The 16,051-nt window shown below is 61.7% G+C and carries 15 protein-coding genes; 9 read left to right on the forward strand and 6 right to left on the reverse strand.

Annotated elements, in window-relative coordinates; genetic code table 11:
* Positions 1-93 precede the first annotated feature (93 nt).
* The 4 genes from IEW17_RS02170 to IEW17_RS02185 all read left to right on the forward strand — a co-directional run bounded on the left by IEW17_RS02170 (position 94) and on the right by IEW17_RS02185 (position 4,640).
* Positions 94-702, forward strand: coding sequence for a hypothetical protein (locus tag IEW17_RS02170; RefSeq protein WP_188560380.1), 609 nt, complete (start codon positions 94-96; stop codon positions 700-702).
* Between the two features lie 90 nt (positions 703-792).
* On the forward strand, positions 793-1,407 hold the full coding sequence (locus IEW17_RS02175) for a DUF4920 domain-containing protein (protein ID WP_229748758.1): 615 nt from the start codon (positions 793-795) through the stop codon (positions 1,405-1,407).
* 143 nt (positions 1,408-1,550) lie between these two features.
* A complete protein-coding gene (ligA, locus tag IEW17_RS02180) occupies positions 1,551-3,677 on the forward strand; it encodes an NAD-dependent DNA ligase LigA (protein ID WP_308420584.1) in 2,127 nt (708 codons plus the stop codon).
* A gap of 135 nt (positions 3,678-3,812) precedes the next feature.
* The gene (locus tag IEW17_RS02185; RefSeq protein WP_188560382.1) at positions 3,813-4,640 is read left to right on the forward strand and encodes a rhodanese-like domain-containing protein; all 828 of its coding nucleotides are present in this window, start codon (positions 3,813-3,815) and stop codon (positions 4,638-4,640) included.
* 75 nt (positions 4,641-4,715) lie between these two features.
* Here the strand turns inward: IEW17_RS02185 and IEW17_RS02190 are convergent, their stop codons facing one another.
* Entirely contained in the window at positions 4,716-5,639 is a 924-nt protein-coding gene (locus IEW17_RS02190; protein WP_188560383.1) for a polysaccharide deacetylase family protein, read from the reverse strand.
* Between the two features lie 158 nt (positions 5,640-5,797).
* On the opposite strand from IEW17_RS02190, the gene dapA reads away from it, so the two are divergent.
* Positions 5,798-6,682 (forward strand): 4-hydroxy-tetrahydrodipicolinate synthase, encoded by an 885-nt coding sequence (gene dapA, locus IEW17_RS02195; RefSeq protein ID WP_188560384.1) that lies wholly within the window; start codon positions 5,798-5,800, stop codon positions 6,680-6,682.
* Between the two features lie 51 nt (positions 6,683-6,733).
* On the opposite strand, the gene IEW17_RS02200 is transcribed toward dapA, so the two are convergent.
* Genes IEW17_RS02200 through IEW17_RS02210 form a run of 3 tightly spaced genes read right to left on the reverse strand, consistent with a single transcriptional unit; the run spans position 6,734 to position 9,629 of the window.
* Positions 6,734-7,981: an O-antigen ligase family protein gene (locus tag IEW17_RS02200; protein ID WP_188560385.1), complete on the reverse strand. Its 1,248-nt coding sequence runs from the start codon at positions 7,979-7,981 to the stop codon at positions 6,734-6,736.
* 40 nt (positions 7,982-8,021) lie between these two features.
* Positions 8,022-8,765: a (Fe-S)-binding protein gene (locus IEW17_RS02205; protein ID WP_188560386.1), complete on the reverse strand. Its 744-nt coding sequence runs from the start codon at positions 8,763-8,765 to the stop codon at positions 8,022-8,024.
* A 12-nt stretch (positions 8,766-8,777) separates the two neighbouring features.
* On the reverse strand, positions 8,778-9,629 hold the full coding sequence (locus IEW17_RS02210; RefSeq protein WP_188560387.1) for a hydroxymethylglutaryl-CoA lyase: 852 nt from the start codon (positions 9,627-9,629) through the stop codon (positions 8,778-8,780).
* Between the two features lie 153 nt (positions 9,630-9,782).
* Here IEW17_RS02210 and IEW17_RS02215 point away from each other — a divergent pair, with 153 nt between their 5' ends.
* On the forward strand, positions 9,783-11,099 hold the full coding sequence (locus IEW17_RS02215) for a M23 family metallopeptidase (protein WP_188560388.1): 1,317 nt from the start codon (positions 9,783-9,785) through the stop codon (positions 11,097-11,099).
* 34 nt (positions 11,100-11,133) lie between these two features.
* Here IEW17_RS02215 and IEW17_RS02220 read toward each other — a convergent pair whose 3' ends face one another.
* Positions 11,134-11,949 carry a TapB family protein gene (locus IEW17_RS02220; protein WP_188560389.1) on the reverse strand — a complete coding sequence of 272 codons (816 nt, stop codon included), beginning with the start codon at positions 11,947-11,949 and terminating at the stop codon, positions 11,134-11,136.
* A 180-nt stretch (positions 11,950-12,129) separates the two neighbouring features.
* Between IEW17_RS02220 and IEW17_RS02225 the strand changes: the two genes are divergently transcribed.
* From IEW17_RS02225 to IEW17_RS02235, 3 genes are all read left to right on the forward strand, one after another.
* On the forward strand, positions 12,130-12,426 hold the full coding sequence (locus IEW17_RS02225) for a hypothetical protein (RefSeq protein ID WP_188560390.1): 297 nt from the start codon (positions 12,130-12,132) through the stop codon (positions 12,424-12,426).
* A complete protein-coding gene (locus IEW17_RS02230; RefSeq protein WP_188560391.1) occupies positions 12,419-12,757 on the forward strand; it encodes a hypothetical protein in 339 nt (112 codons plus the stop codon). The genes IEW17_RS02225 and IEW17_RS02230 overlap by 8 nt, the downstream gene beginning before the upstream one ends.
* A gap of 85 nt (positions 12,758-12,842) precedes the next feature.
* Positions 12,843-13,496 (forward strand): cytochrome c oxidase subunit 3, encoded by a 654-nt coding sequence (locus tag IEW17_RS02235; RefSeq protein WP_188560392.1) that lies wholly within the window; start codon positions 12,843-12,845, stop codon positions 13,494-13,496.
* Between the two features lie 92 nt (positions 13,497-13,588).
* Here the strand turns inward: IEW17_RS02235 and IEW17_RS02240 are convergent, their stop codons facing one another.
* Positions 13,589-15,883: a T9SS type B sorting domain-containing protein gene (locus IEW17_RS02240; RefSeq protein ID WP_188560393.1), complete on the reverse strand. Its 2,295-nt coding sequence runs from the start codon at positions 15,881-15,883 to the stop codon at positions 13,589-13,591.
* Positions 15,884-16,051: the final 168 nt, after the last annotated feature.

The raw sequence follows: 16,051 nt of genomic DNA on the forward strand, positions 1-16,051 counted from the left end.
TATCGTCATTGAATAAGGGACTGGTATTTACGGCCGCGTGTTCTTCTTCTTACCTTCGTCCGCCCGGACTCTTTTAGTGCCGGGCCTGACTTCATGAAAATACTTTCCCTTCGACTGAGCCGTCCGGCTCTTCTAGCCGTCGTGCTCTCCCTCAACCTGGCCTCCTGCGTGAGCACGGAGCGCGAAGTGAGCACCTCTACCGTTGACCCGCGCGCCACTTACACGCCACCCGTGGCCGGCGACCGCACCCGCGTCAACAGCAAAACCGTACTCAATACCGTGAGTGCCACGCACGCTTTTTCGAACCCGGATACGAAAGACAACTTCGTGCTGCAGCTGCGCGGCCCGCGCGTACTCACTGCCCAGGCCCACCTCATTGTGACCAGCAGCACCGGCGACACCCTGCGCCACGAAGTGATGCCTGCGCGGGCTTTGCTCAACGAAACTGCTCAGGCATCAACTGTACGCGAGCAGGAAATCGCCATCTTGCAGAGCATGAATAACTTTTTCGCGCCGGGTCGTTTTTCGCAGCCTGCCGTTCCGGCCGATGCTGAGCAGCCGGGGGAGATGGATTCGAAGACGTGGGCGGCCCTGCGCGAAGACCCCAAAACCGTGGGCTTCGACTATACCGGCATGGGCGGTTCGGAGCGGCGCATGACGTATGCCCGCAAGCTGGGTAGGGCGGTAGTTATCACTCAGTAAATCAATGTTCTGAAGGGCGAAAGGAGAGTGGGCCGAAAGTCTTGCTCATTCTTGGCTCCGATGGTTACGCGTTCAATCATTTCCCAAGTCATGAAATACTTGCTCTCCTTTGCCGGCGTCTTGGTCGCTATTTTGTTGCTGATTCGCTTCATGCCCACGGCTCCTATCAACCCGGTGCTGCCACTGGGGCCCCAAACAGAGGTGAACGGCCACAACTCCGAAATTCCAACGGGTACCAGCCCGGAAATGAACGAGGAAGAGCAAGCCGAGGAAGCCAACGAAAAACCTGGCGCGAGCATCGCGCCCGCCACCCCCGGCCAAACCTACGGCACTGTCGTAACGCCCGCCGGTGCTGTACCCGTGAGCGCCCTCAACGCCGCTTTGGGCAGCCGCGATTCGGCCCAGGTGAAGCTGGTAGGCAAAGCTTTGGCCGTGTGCCAGGCTAAAGGCTGCTGGATGACCCTGCCCACCGCCGATGGTAAGCAGATGCGCGTCCGCTTCCGGGATTACGCCTTTTTCGTGCCCAAAGACCTCAGCGGCCACAACGTGGTAGTGAGCGGCTGGGCGTACCGCGAAACGGTGAGCGTGGCCGACCAGCAGCACTACCTGCGCGATGCCGGCAAGCCGGATAGCGAAATTGCGGCCATCACTGAGCCCAAACAGGAGCTGAATTTCCTGGCCGATGGCGTGCTAGTGCAGAACTAAGCAAGCAGACTGAAAAACAGAACGTCATGCTGAGCGAAGTCGAAGCATCTCTACCGCAATAGTAATTATTTACTTACGCGGTAGAGATGCTTCGACTTCGCTCAGCATGACGTTGTTTCGTTTATAACCCGAACACCCCCATGATGCCCGATACTTCCGCCGTTCTGCTTCGCATTCAGGCTCTCACCGAGCAGCTTCACCACCTCAACTACGAGTATTACCAGCGTGATACCTCGGAGGTATCGGACCAGGAATTTGACCAGTTGCTGACCGAGCTGCAGCAGCTCGAAGCCGCGCACCCGGACCTGGCTTTGGCCAACTCGCCTACCCGGCGCGTGGGCGGCACCATCACCAAGCAGTTCCCGACGGCCGAGCACCGCTACCCCATGCTCAGTTTGGGCAATACCTATTCGGAAGACGACCTGCGCGAATTTGATGAGCGGGTGCAAAAGGGCCTGGAAGGCGCGCCCTACGCCTACGTGTGCGAGTTGAAAATCGATGGTGTGGCCATGAGCCTGCGCTATGAGCACGGCCAGCTCACTCAGGGCGTGACCCGGGGCGATGGTACCCGCGGCGACGTGGTAACGGCCAACGTGCGCACCATCAAAACCCTGCCGCTGGCCCTGCGCCCCGGCCAGGACCGGCCCGAAGACTTTGAAGTACGCGGCGAGGTATTCCTGCCGCTGCCCGTGTTTGAGGAGCTGAACGCCGAGCGCGAGCAGAACGGCGAATCCCTGATGGCCAACCCGCGCAACGCGGCCAGCGGCACCCTCAAGCTGCAGAATTCGGTTCAGGTCGCGGCCCGCAAGCTAAAATTCTACGCCTATTCGCTGCTCACGCCGGGCCGCCATTTCACTAGCCACAGCGCCGCGCTGGAAGCGCTGAGCCGCTACGGATTGCCGGTTTCCGACACGTGGCGGCGGGCTTCAAATATTGCCGAAGTGCTGGATTTCGTGCATTACTGGGCCCAAAAGCGCTTCGACTTGCCCGTAGCCACCGATGGCATTGTCATCAAGGTCGATAACCTGCGGCAGCAGGACCAATTGGGCTATACTGCCAAGAGTCCCCGCTGGGCCATTGCCTACAAGTATCCGGCGGAAGCGGCCCGCACTCGTCTTAATGAGGTGCTTTACAACGTGGGCCGCACCGGCGCCGTGACGCCGGTGGCCTTGCTCACGCCCGTACCCTTGGCCGGTACCGTAGTGAAACGCGCCACTTTGCACAACGCCAACCAAATCGAAGCCCTTGACCTGCGGCTCGGCGACCTGGTGTTTGTGGAGAAGGGCGGCGAAATCATTCCCAAAATCACGGGTGTTGACCTGACGGCCCGGCCCGCCGGGGCGGTCCCCATCCAGTACCCCACGGCGTGCCCGGCCTGCGGCACCGCGCTGGTGCGGCCCGAGGGTGAGGCCCATTTTCGTTGTCCTAACGAGCGGGGCTGCCCGCCCCAACTCAAAGCGCGGCTGGAGCATTATGTGTCGCGCAAGGCCCTGAACATTGATGGCCTGGGAGCCGAAACCGTGGGGCGTTTCTTCGAGCTGAGCATGGTGAAAACGCCCGCCGACATCTACGACCTGCCCGCCCGTCGGCCGGAGCTGGTGACGCTGGAACGGCTTGGCGAAAAGAGTATTGATAACCTTATTTCCGGCATTGAGGCCAGCAAGCAGGTGCCATTTCCGCGGGTGCTCTTTGGCATGGGCATTCGCTACATAGGCGAAACCGTGGCCCAAAAGCTGGCCGCTCATTATCGCAGCATTGATGCCCTGATGGCGGCTTCGGCTGAGGAAATGGCCGCCGTGCCCGAAGTGGGCGGCGTGATTGCCGTGGCCGCCGCGCACTGGTTTCAGCAGCCCGAAAACCGGCAACTCATTGAGCGGCTGCGCCAGGCAGGCGTGCAGCTCGAAGTGACCGGTGAAGCGCCCGTGCCGGCGTCTGACCGGCTGGCCGGCCTCACGTTTGTTATATCCGGGGTGTTTGAGCAGCACAGCCGCGATGAGCTCCAGCAGCTCATTATTTCGAACGGTGGCAAAATCACGGGGTCCATCAGCAAGAAGCTGAGCTACCTGGTGGCCGGGGAAAATATGGGCCCCGCCAAACGTGAGAAAGCCTTGGGCTTTAAGGTTCCCATCATCTCCGAAACCGACCTGATGGCCCTGCTGCCAGCGTTGGAAGAAGCGGCTGGTTTCGAAATATTCCCGGAGGAAACGCCGCCGGCACCAGCGCCAGAAGCGCCCAGTAACCGGCCCGGCCAGCAAGGGTCATTATTCTAAGATATTTTGTGGAAAAAATGTGGAGGCGAATGGGTGAAAAGCGCACAATTGAACGTGGCCAAAAGCTAAATAAAAAATGGCGAAATTTTTGTCTATGGACTGAAATCCCGACCTTTGTCTTCTATTATCCCATCCATGCGATTTAATTTACTGTCGACGCTGCTTCTCTGGGGAGGCGTAGCGTTTTTATCGTTGCCAGCCCACGCGCAGTGCTTGGAGCTATCCGAACTGTTGGCTATTGGGGCCGAGCCGACGGCCCTCACGGCCCCCAAAGTGGTAACGGCCCGCCTTTCGGCCGAATGGTCCTTCACCGGTCCCACGGCAACTTCGCGGGAAGTAAGTTGGGCTTTGCCCATGCCCGAGGGCAGTACCATTGCCGCCGCCCGTCTGTCGCTGCGCCAGCAGCGGCCGGGCCAGGACGTAGTGCTCAAAACCACGCTGGCAGCTTGCGTGCGCGACTTGCGCAGCCAGCTCAAAAGTCGCAAACTCACCGCGCAGCCCGTGACCTGCCCCGGCTGCGAAGCCGTGCGCTACCAAGGTCCCAATTTCGACGCCACGATTTACAGCCAGATGAAAGGCGATTACCCGTTTGTGGTGGTGGTGCACCAAGTGCCCGCCAGCAGCGCGGTTCCCGCCGAGAGCGGCGCGGCACAGTCCTCCTTGCCCGCAATTGATATCGCCACGGCACCCAAAATTCTGGCCGACCCGCAGGCCACCGTGCTCGATTTGCGCACGCCCGAAGAGTACGCCGTTGGCCACTTGCAGCGCGCCCAGAATATTAATTTTCGGGCGCTCGATTTTAACCAGCAGCTCAGCAAGCTGGACTCTAAGGCCCGCTACGTGCTGTACTGCGCCAGTGGCAGCCGTAGCGGCCGGGCCGCTATGATGATGCAAAAGCTGGGCATAACCAACGTGGTGAATGCCGGTGCCTACGTCGACTTGAAAGCAGCCGGAGTGAAGTAAATCTCACTATCCGAGTCACAAAAAATCCCCGCCTTGCAAAAGGCGGGGATTTTTTGTGACTCGGATAAGCCAGTGTTAAAACGACTGCACGATGTTGTTGCGCAACGTCTTCGGCGACCAGTAGCCGCTGGCGATAATGCGGCGGATGGTGAACAGCGGGTCGTTCTGGTCGCGCTTCTCGGCCAGCGAAAAGGCGGCCACGAAGCCACGCTTTTTCAACTCGGGGAAAGCCTGTGGGTTCCAAAGGCCGAAGGGGTAGGCGAAGTAGGTGATTTTCTTGCCCGTGATTCCCTCCAGCGTTTTGGTGGGCTTGTCGATTTGGGTTTCCCAGTCCTTGCCCTGGTACTTCTTCACGTTGTGGTGGTCCCAGGTGTGCGAGCCGATGATGTTGCCTTCGTCGGAAAGCTGCTTCACCATGGCCTTGGTCATGTAGTGGGGGCGGCCCAGGCTCACGGTCATCACGAAGTACATGGCCTTGTAGCCGTACTTGTCCAGCTCGGGGCGGGCAATGGTGAACTGGTCGAGGTCGGTGTCATCAAACGTGAGCATGATGGGCTTGCTCGGTAGCTTGGCGCCGGTGGTCATGTAGGCGTAGAGCTGGTCGGGCGAAACAGTATGGTAGCCCGAGTCGGCCAGCATCTTGATGTGACCCTTAAACGTGGCGATGGGCGTGATGTAGTCCTTGGCGTTTTTAGAGTCGCGGGCCGTCCAGTCCCGAATCTGGTGGTAGCAGAGGATGGGCACCTGCGGCCGGGCCAGAATGCCGACGGCATCGCCGGATTTGACGGCCGGAATGGTGCCGGGGGCCGGGGCGGGCGTGGCGTTGGCCTCGTCGTCGGCAGTGGCTTGGGTGCCCGAAGTTTCGGCGGCGGCCGGGCCGGTAGCTATGGCTTCTACCGTGGCTTTGCTGGTCGCGGCTTCGCCGGTGGTAGCAGTTTTAGAATCGCAGGCAGCCACGGCAAGGGCCACCAGCAGGAGGGAAGCAGAAGAAAATTTCATGAACGTTTGCGCAAAGCCAGGCCCTGCAACCAAAAAATAAAGAGGGAAATGATGACGTTAAAAAGAGCCGCAGGCGTTCGCAAATTAAAAACAGGAAGAGTCAAGAGGCGCGGCGCGCTACTTTTGTATTCTACAAAACTAACCCCCAATCCTCCGGTATGAACAATTCTGGCACTCGCCTTCCGGCATTTCATGGCACAGGCGTAGCCTTGGTCACCCCGCTCACCCCCGATTTTGCGGTGGACTACGCCGGGTGGCGCCGGTTGCTGGACTTCTGCATTGAGGGCGGCGTCGAATACCTGGTGGTAAATGGCACCACCGGCGAATCGCCGACGACCACCGCCGTCGAAAAAGCTGAGCTGCTCCGCGTAGCCAAGGAGCACGTGGCCGGCCGCGTACCGCTGGTTTACGGCATTGGCAGCAACGATACCGCCTCCGCTGAGGAGCTGTTCCGTACCACCGACCTGAGCGGAATTGCCGCCGTGCTTTCGGCCAGCCCGGCTTACAACAAACCCAGTCAGGCCGGTCTCGTGGCCCACTACCATCGCCTGGCCGATGCCAGCCCGGTGCCGCTGCTGCTTTATAACGTGCCCGGCCGCACGGCCTCCAACATCTCGGCCGAAACCACTCTGCGCCTGGCTGCTCACCCCAACATCATTGGCATCAAGGAAGCCAGTGGCAACATGGAGCAGTGCCTGGCCATTGCCGCCCGCAAGCCCGCAGATTTCCTGCTGCTGTCCGGCGACGACATGCTCACCACGGCCCTCATTGCTTGCGGAGCCGCGGGTACCATTTCGGTAATGGCCAACGCTTTTCCTAAACGTTTTGCCGACTTCACCCGCGCCGCCCTGGCCGGCGATTTTGAAGCGTCCCGCAAGGGCCTGTTTCAACTGTTGGCCATCAACCCGCTGATGTATGAGGAAAGTAACCCGGTGGGCGTAAAAGCGGCCCTCGAAGCCCTGGGCGTGTGCGGAGCCGCCGTGCGCCTGCCGTTGCTCGAAGCCACCGAAGGGCTGAAAGACCGGATTCGCCGGGCACTTTAGCAAGTCGCGTGGTTTGACAGCCCGGGTAGGCTAAGTTTCCGATGTGGAAATCTAGCCTACCCGGGATTTTTGCGCCCGCCGTTCGGTCGCAACCACCAGAAAGCCGTAGCCGAAAACGAATAGGTTCAGCCCAACCTGCAGGTCCAGCGGCGCGTCAACCAGCATCACGGTGGCTTGAATCAGGATGAAAAAGCCGATGCTGGGGCTGCGCCGCGCCCAGCCGTGCCGTAGCGGCCACAACAGCACCGCGAGCAGCAGCAGCAGCCCGACCAGCCCGCCGCCCAGCAGCGCCTGCAGGTACTGGTTGTGCACTTCCACCTGGTTGCCGGGCCGCAGGCCGAAGTCCTTCCATTCGTACTGCGCTTTCATGGCGGCGCGGGTATCGGCCGGGCCCACGCCCAGCAGCCAGTGCTCCCCTGCAATGGCCTCAACGGTTTTGATGGCGGCCAGCCGGCGGGCCAGCGAATAATCGTTGATATCGTGTCCCAGCGTGAACTGCTGCACGTCCCAAATGCTGGAAGAAATCCGCTGTCGCACCGATTCCAGCGACTGATAGGCCAGCCACGGCCCTACGCCCAAGGCCAGCAGCAGGGCAATGCCCACCGCCAGATTTCGGCGTATCAGCAGCCGCAGGCCCGCGGCCAGCAAGCCGGTATACAGCATTAGCAGGCCAGTTCGGTAAGCCAGGATATGCAGCGTGAGCGCGGCCGCCACGGCTGCCGCCAGTAGCACCGTTCGCAGCAGGGGACCGGCCCGGCGGTCGCGGCGTAGTAGCAGGGCTCCAAAAAAGGCCAAGGCCAGCATTACCCCAAAAGAAATATGGAACACGTGCGTGATGGCCGGCATATTCTGCCCAATGCGAATGGCTTCGTTGGCGGCGGCGGGGTTTAGCAGGTATTGGCCCAGGGTGGCCAGGCCCACGGCGGCCGTGCCCAGCACAAATGCGCTGCCCACCGCCCGCCGCTGCCAGCCCACCAACGGCACCGCCAGCGTGAAAGCCAGCGGCACGGCCAGCCAGGTGAGGTCGCGAAACAGCTCGTGCCGCCAAACGGGCCAGTCGCTGGTATACAGGCCGGTGAAGAGTAAAAAAGCCGGCACAGCGGCCGCCCGCATTGCCGCGCCGTTGCGGAAATAATGAGGAAGGGCGCGGCGCAAACCAGGGTTGGCCATAGCCGCCACCACGCCCACAATGGGCGCAATGGCAATCAGCGCCCGCGAGGCCAGCAAACCGGCAATACCCGCCACGCAGGCCAGCAAGAGAAGGTACTGCGAAAGCCGGCCGGATAAATAAAGCTGCACGAAGGAATGAGTAAATAGGTCGCTTTATAAGAACGTGCGGCTACCAGCCGCTGGCCAGCACATCGGCCACATGCAGGCACTTAAGCGGCAGCTTTTCTTTTTTGATGTAGGATTCCAGGTGCATCAGGCAGCTCACGTCGGTGCTCACGATAAAATCGGCTCCCGTGTCCAAGGCATACTCGACTTTCTGCTGGGCCATGGCCACTGATATGGCTTCGAACTTCACGGCGAAGGTGCCGCCGAAGCCGCAGCAAGTGGTGGTTTCAGCCATCTCGATGCGTTCGAGGCCGGCCACGCCGTCCAGCAGCTGGCGCGGCGCGGCTCTGATACCGCACTCGCGCAGGGCCGCGCAGGAGTCGTGGTACGTATACTTGCCCGCCAGCCGCGCTCCGGGAATGGCCGTAATGCCCAGCACCTCAACCAGAAACTCGGTCAATTCGTAGGTGCGGCCCTGCACGCCCCGGCAAGCGGGCTGCTGTGCCGTACCGGCAAACAGCTGCTCGTAGCTGTTGCGCACCATGCCCACGCACGAAGCCGACGGGCTCACTACGTAGCGCGCCGCCTCGGTGGGCGGGGCCGCAAAATCCTGGAGGAATTTCTCGGCCACCGCGCGGCTCTGCTCCACGTAGCCGGCGTTGTAGGCGGGCTGCCCGCAGCAGGTTTGAGCGGGGTTGTAATTGACGCGCACGCCCACCCGTTCCAGCACTTTTACCATGTTCATGGCAGTGGCCGGGTACAGTTGGTCGACGAAGCAGGGAATGAAAATATCGGCGGTGGTGGGCATGGCGAAACGAAATTAGTGCGTGGCAAACACGCTGGTTGCCATGGCCTGGGCCCGCCCGAAGGCTTCCAGGTCGAGGCCGGATTCTACGCCTTTCTCAGCCAGAAAATCCAGTAGGTTCTCCGTGGCCATGTTGCCGGTTAGCTCATCGGCCGCCATGGGGCAACCGCCGATGCCGCCAATAGCCCCGTCGAAGCGGCGGCAGCCGGCTACGTAGGCGGCGCTCACTTTCTCGCGCCAGCTGCCTGGCGTGGTGTGCAGATGCGCGCCAAACTCGATGCCGGGAAACGCCGGAATCAGCGCCGAGAAAAGCGGCGTAATGGTAGCCGCCGTGGAAGCCCCAATCGTGTCAGACAGCGCCACGATGCGCACCCCCAACGCCGCCAGCTGCTGCGTGAAATCAGTCACGATTTCCGGGCTCCAGGCGTCGCCATATGGATTTCCAAAGCCCATCGACAGGTACGCTACCAGGGTTTTGCCGCTGCGTTCGCAGAGCGCGTGCATGGCTGCCACGTCGGTCAGGGCCTCGGCGGTGGTCTGGTTGGTATTGCGCCGCTGAAAGGTTTCGGATACCGATAGCGGGAAGCCCAGGTAGCTGATTTCGGGATGTTGGGCCGCGGTTTCGGCCCCGCGCAGGTTGGCCACGATGGCCAGCAGCTTGGTGCTGGAGCGGCTCAGGTCCAGGCCAGCCAGTACTTCAGCGGTATCGCGCAGCTGCGGAATGGCTTTGGGCGATACAAAGGACCCAAAATCCAGGGTGTCGAACCCCACCTGCAGCAGCTCGTTCAGGTAAGCGGTTTTGGTCGCGGTCGGAATAAAGTCGGGCAGGCCCTGCATGGCATCGCGCGGGCATTCAATCAGCTTCATAACGGGGAGGTGAGGGGCGGGGAGATGGGCGTAAAGGTAGCAGCCCAACCCCGCCGTGGGCGAACTACCCGGTTCGAAGCGCTGTTGGGAGGCATGATTTTAACTGCGGATTTTACTGCCCAACGGCCGAAGTCCCGGCCGCTCTCCGGGTTTTTGTTGTCAATACTAATCGGGACCACGCTCCTGCTCGCTGGTTGCAGCAAGCAGCAGACCCTACAAGCCATTTTTCAGAAAAATACACCGCACCAAGCCTATGCGCGCCAGCTGCAGCAGGCGGGTCTCGACCGCCGCCCCGCTGGCCGGGCCTGGCTCGCGGCCGCCGCCCAGGCCCTGCGCGATTCGCTGGTGGTCGCGCTGCCTTTCACCGAAACGGGTTATTTCCGCCCCGAGCGGCCCGGCGCGGCCAGCTACCGCTTTGGCGTGCGCGCCGGTGAGCAGGTCCACATCACCCTGACGTTGGCTCCCGGGGCCAATGCGCGCGTTTTTTTGGATGCCTTCGAGGCAGTGCCTGGCCAGCAGCCCACGCCACTGGCCAGCGCCGACACGCTGCTGCTGGACTTTCGCTACCGGGTAGAAAACGACGGCCAGCACCTGCTGCGCGTGCAGCCTGAGCTACTGGCCGCTGGGCGCTACACCTTGCGCGTGCTGCGCGAGCCTGGCCTCAGCGTATTTCCGGTGCAGGGCCGCAACGATGCCGCCGCCGCCAGCTTCTGGGGTGCCGACCGCGACGGCGGCGCCCGGCGGCACGAGGGGATTGATATTTTTGCCCCGCGGGGTACTCCCGCCATTGCGGCCACGGCCGGCATCATCACCCGCACCGGCGAAACGCCCCTGGGTGGGCGGGTAGTCTGGCTTTCAGCGGCCGATAACGCTGGCCATCTTTACTACGCTCATCTCGATAAGCAATTGGTGCAGGCGGGCCAGCGCGTGCGGGCCGGCGATACGCTGGGCCTGGTGGGCAATACCGGGAATGCCCGCACCACGAATCCGCACCTCCACTTTGGGGTGTATCGCAGTGGCCTGGGGGCCGTCGACCCGCTGCCCTTCGTGCGCCGTGCGAGCGCCGGGGCTCCGCTACCCACCGGCACCGACCGCCGCGGCGAGTTTGTCCGGCTGCGCGCCGCTAGCCAACTGCACGCTACACCCTCCGCCAACGACCAGCTGGCCGTGGTGCCGTTACGCCCGCAGCTGCCGCTGCTGGTGCTGGGCCAGCAAGGCAGCACCCTGCGCGTGCAAACTCCGGCCGGGGAGGTTGGCTACGTGCTGGCGCAGGCCGTGGTGGGAGCCTCGGCCAAGCCATTGCGCCGGCTGGTGCTGCCCAATGCCACCGAGCTACGCAGCTGGCCCGGGGCAGAAGCCCCCGCCGACGGGGCCTTGGCGGCCCGCACGGCAGCGGTTGTTTTGGGCCAGACCGAGGGGTATAGCCTGTTGCTTGGAGCACAGGGCGAAACTGGCTGGGCGCTGCTGTAGCAGCTAAAATTTACAGCGTCGCTACGTCATTGGCTCACCGTTTGGCCAGCACGCGGGTTTGCAGCAGCTTGCCGCCTTTGTCATAGTATTCGGTCCTGACAATGCCCACGCCAGGGGCATAGTAGTCTACTTGGCGGCCGCCGCTTTTTAGTACCAGGTCGGCACGGGCGGCCGTGGCCAACTCGCGCTGGCTTTCCACCGAATAGCAGGTGAAAGTGCCGGCGGGCACCGTGATGGGGGTCGGGCCGGCCAGCACCTTGCGCCGTAGCAAGGTGGTTTTTATTTTGGCAATGGCCACCGACGGACTGCTTACCTGCACCACCACGCCGCCATTGGGCAGGGAGCTGCCGGTGGTGGGCTGGTTGGGCCAGGCCAGGGGCGTGCCCTCGTAGGCCAGCAGGCGGTCCCGAAATGATTTGAGCCCGTCGTAGTTAATCTCGGCCAAGCCATCAGTGAAGACGGTGTCGTTCCGGCAAAGAATGGTCAGGTCTTGCTGCTGCAATACCTGGCTCTTGGGGCCATAGAGGCCACTTTTGAGCTTGACTTTGGTAGTGGCCACCGTCTTTTTCTTTTTCTCAGCGCTTGATTCAGTGCTGACCGTCAGCACGCGGTAGCGCAGGAAGCCGGTTAGCTTGCCTTTGGCATCGAGCAGCTGATATTCCAGATTCTGGCCCCGCTGTAGGCCAAAGGGCTGCGTGCAAGCCGTGGCAGCTTGCTGAAAAGTTAATTCTGAAACGCCATTGGGGCGGGGCAGGACTACGGCTTTGGTCGTATTCTGGGCCTGAACCGGGGCGGTAAACCAAAGGAAAACAGCGACGGCGGCAGTCGGGTGGAAATAGGTCAAGCGCATTGAGGATAAAATAGTGAAGGCCTTTGGAGGTGCTTTACGCGGCAGCTCGCCCGAAAGATGGTGCCGGGCAACTCGGCGCCATGCATTGCGTTAGCGGGCACAAGGTCGTACTTTGCGGCCATCCGGCGGGTGTTGCCCGCTTGCCTCCACCTTCTGTTTCGCCTTTACCTAACAGCAACCATGCCTGATTCTTCGTCTTCCAACTGGGCCGATATGGCCGCTTCGCTGCTCGGCAAGCTCTCGGGCGGTGTGGAGCTCAGCTGTGCCTTCGACCAGATTGAGCTACAGGTTCCCAACCCGCAAAACCCCAGCGCCCCCGCCGCTACCTGGAAGCTGAACGGCTCGGTCCGCATTCGCACCCGCGGCGAAAGCGCCGCCGCCAGCCCGGCCGCCGCCGTACGCATCGACCCGCCCGCGCCCAGCGACCAGCCACAGCCCACTTTCACGCAGCCCAGCGGCGCTTCGTCCGTTGGCTAGCGGCCTCGAAATTGAGGCCCAGCTGGTCATCACCTGGAACGGGCACCCCTTGCAGCTGGCGGCGGCCGGTACCTACCTCATCCTGAACGTTCCCAGCCAGCAGGTGCTCGACCAGCTCACCGCCGGGCCGCCCAAGCCCGCTGGCGCGCCCAAAAGCCCCAAGGGCCAGGGCCCCAACCCGCTGCAGCAAATCAACGACCTGGCCCGGCAGCTGGGCTGGGTGCTCGACTTGCGCGTGGGCGGAAAAACCTACGTGACCTTTGGCGTGCAGCGCACTCCCAAAATCACCCTCAACGCGGTATTGGGCAAGATTGGGTCGTTCTTTCGGTAGCGGCAGACCGAGGTATGAAATTCGGGCCGGTGTAACTAATTCGGATGTGATTAGTTAGGGTAGGTACACTTCCAGGCCCCGCCCGATGAACCCCGAAAACGACCATAGAAACCAGGTAGGAATTCCCCAGAGCGCAACAACTTTTGCGCGGATGGAACGGCTGCCGCCGCTGCTGATGGTTTTGTACCTGGTGATGCTGGCCATCACGGTAATGTTTGTGATATTGGTGGCGGCCTATATTAACGCCCGGATGCGCAGCGGGGTGCCCACGGGGCTACACGCGCTGCCGCGCTATTTTTCGCTCAGTACCATCGTGTTGGTTGTGAGCAGCTACACCATTGGGCAAGCCCGCCGCCTCTATGCGCAGGACGACCTGGCCAGTCTTGGGCGTTGTCTGGGGGCTACGCTGCTGCTGGGGTTCGTTTTTGCGGGTTTGCAGGTGTTGGGGTGGCGCGAGCTTGTGCTGTACGGAGTGCCATTCCAGGGAGCTGCAAGCACGAGCAGCGGCCAGTTCATTTACCTGATTTCAGCCTTGCACGTTGTTCACCTACTGGCGGGAATACTGTTTCTGCTGGTTCTGCTGCTGCGCGTGCTGCAGGCCGACCGCGATGCCGTGCGTGGCCTGGTGTTCATTCGCAATCCTTATCATCGGCGGCAGCTAAGGCTGCTGGGCACCTATTGGCACTTTATCGATGTGCTGTGGGTGGCACTTTTCGCCGTGTTCCTGTTTATGTATTAAGGGCATTCAGCCGGGTTATTTAGACGAAAAGGGCCGCTACTTACTTGGTAGCGGCCCTTTTCGTCTAAATAACCCAATAGCAGCGGCTATGGCTAAGGAATAACTTCCAGCCAGCCCCGGTATTTGCGGCCATCGGAATAGGTCACGTAGTAGTAGTAAATCCCGGCGCTGCCCTGGCCGGGCCAGCGAAATTCCCGGTCACTGGTTGTAAATACTTGCTGGCCCCAGCGCGAGAAAATTTTGAGGTTGGTGAAGTAGGCGTCGCAGAAGTTCGGGGGCAGGTCGGGTAGGCGAAACTCGTCGTTCACCCGGTCATTATTGGGCGTGATGATGTTGTAGAGCTTCACGGCCAGCGTATCCGGGCTTTGCACTTGCAGGCGTACACTTTGCGTCTGGGGCAGGGGCTTGCAGGTGGCGTCAATCAGCCGGAAAGTCACCAGTAGGTCGCGGTGCAGGTTGGCGGCGGTGCAGCTCACGTCCCAGGTAAAGCGGCCCGTGGCTACGCCCGTGCCGTTTTGCGCTTCAAAGCGCATGCCCGCACTGGTCAGGTCGAAGCCTTCGGAGCCATCGGCATAGCTGCCGGTAGCCGTGAGCGTCAGGCCATCCCGGTCAATGTCAACCCCGGTAAAAGTGGCCGTGTACAGGCGGCCCAGCGGCAGCTTAAGTAGCGGCGGATTGACCCCGGATGGTGGGGGCAGGGTAGAGGCCAGCGTGGGCGGACGGTTGGCATACGAAACGATGATGGGCACCGTAATCGACGTAGCCTGGCGGGTGTTGCAGGGCATCGATGCCGCCGTGAATCGAAAATTGAGCACCGAATCAGGTCCCACGGCTCGGCAATCGACGCGCCAAGTGAAGCGGCCGCGCTGCTGCCTCCCGTTGGTGCCCTGCGAGAGGGTCGCCCCGAGGTCGACCGGATTGAAGCCCAGGCCGCTCATTTCCAGCCGCACAGGGTCGTCGTCCGGGTCGGTGCCGGTCAGGTCGAAGCTCAGCAAGTCGCCAACGCGTGCGCGCAGCGGCAAAGTAGGCCCCGCCGTGGTCGTAAGGAGCGGCGGGGAATTGAGCGGGGGCACGGCGATGAAAGCTACCCGCACCGTGTCGCGCTTGGGCAGACTGCAGCCGTCATCGCCCACTACCACATCCAGCAGAAAGACGCGGCCCTGGGTGTTGAGGCACTCGGGAAAGCAGAGAGTGGCCGTGAGCGTATCGGGTGAGCCGGGCGTGCGCACGGCCCCGCTGGTGGCCGTGGTGAAGCTGGGCAACAACCCCGTGAAGTTTACCGGGCTCAACGACAGCGTGAGGCGCGAGTTGGGGTCGGGGTCAGTGAAGCGCAGGCGCACGCAGCGGTTGCTGCCCGGGAAAAAGCGCAAAGTGTCGCGGCCGGGTCGGTACGGCACCGGGCTGCTCGGAGTGGGCAGCATCACCACGCTGGGCCGCACGTTGATGGGACAATTCAACACCATTAACTGGAAATCACGGCGGGCTTCCCCAATTTTTTCGCCGTTGCGGTACTCCGAGCAGCGCACCCCAAACACAAACAGCCCCAGGTTGCTGGGCCGCACCGTGAGGCGGCCGGTGGTTCGGTTGATGCCCAGGGTAGGCGTGCCGGGAATTTGGTTGAGGGTGCTCAAGGGTGGCAGCACCGGTTGGCCTGGCAGCAGGGGGGGCTGCGGCCGCCAGGTAATGGGCACATAAGGTGCCGGCGCGGCCGCGGCCGGCTTCGGAACGGCCGCATCGGAATGGCCATTGAGGGGCGTCACCAAGTCGTAGACCAGCGAATCTCCGTCGATATCCTGGCCCCCGAAATCGTAGTAAAATAGCTCCCCGCGGCAGGCGTAGTCGGCTAGTGGCGGGAAAATGCGGGGTGTGGAATCGTAGAAAGGCCGCCCGTTCCGCACTACGGCCGGAAATTCCAGGTAGAAAGCCTGCGCCGCGTTGCCGGGGTCCAGAATATTGCTGATACTGTTGTTGCGGCAGCAGCGCTCCACCGCCACGTAATAGCCCTGGGGACTGTTGTAGATGCCGGCTGGTAAGTTAATCTGCTTGCTGTACACCAGTTTGCGGGTGCTCAGCGTGGGCTTGGCGCAGGCCGGATTGGTGTAGTTGACGAAGGTGTTACTGGTGAGGGGCAGCACCACGTTGACCATGCGGCCGTTAGTGCTTTTATCGAAAATGCTGGCCGTCAGGTCGGCGTCGAGCGCACTGGCATTGCCGTTGGCGGCATCGAAATATAGGTTGAGCAGCAGCGTGTACGAATCGCCGGTGTTGTGGACCAGTTCCATCTCACCGCCCACGATGTGCGTGGCGCGTGCCGGTGCCGCCAGCAACAGCCAACTGCACAGCAGCAGCAAAAATGCCGACCCAGCCGACCGTGTAGATAAAGACATGGGTAGAGAAATAAGCGTATTGAATCCCGATTGTGCCGAAATATACGCCAGCAAAACCCAACTTTCGGCCTCGCTTGGCGTGTGGTTTTGGCTGGGCACCACGTACCTTCGGCAAGCTAATTCAGCCGGTGCCAGCGGCATTGCTTTTACCTTTTTTTCACTCCCTGT

Source organism: Hymenobacter frigidus (assembly GCF_014640435.1).
In the GTDB taxonomy this organism is placed as follows: Bacteria; Bacteroidota; Bacteroidia; order Cytophagales; family Hymenobacteraceae; genus Hymenobacter; species Hymenobacter frigidus.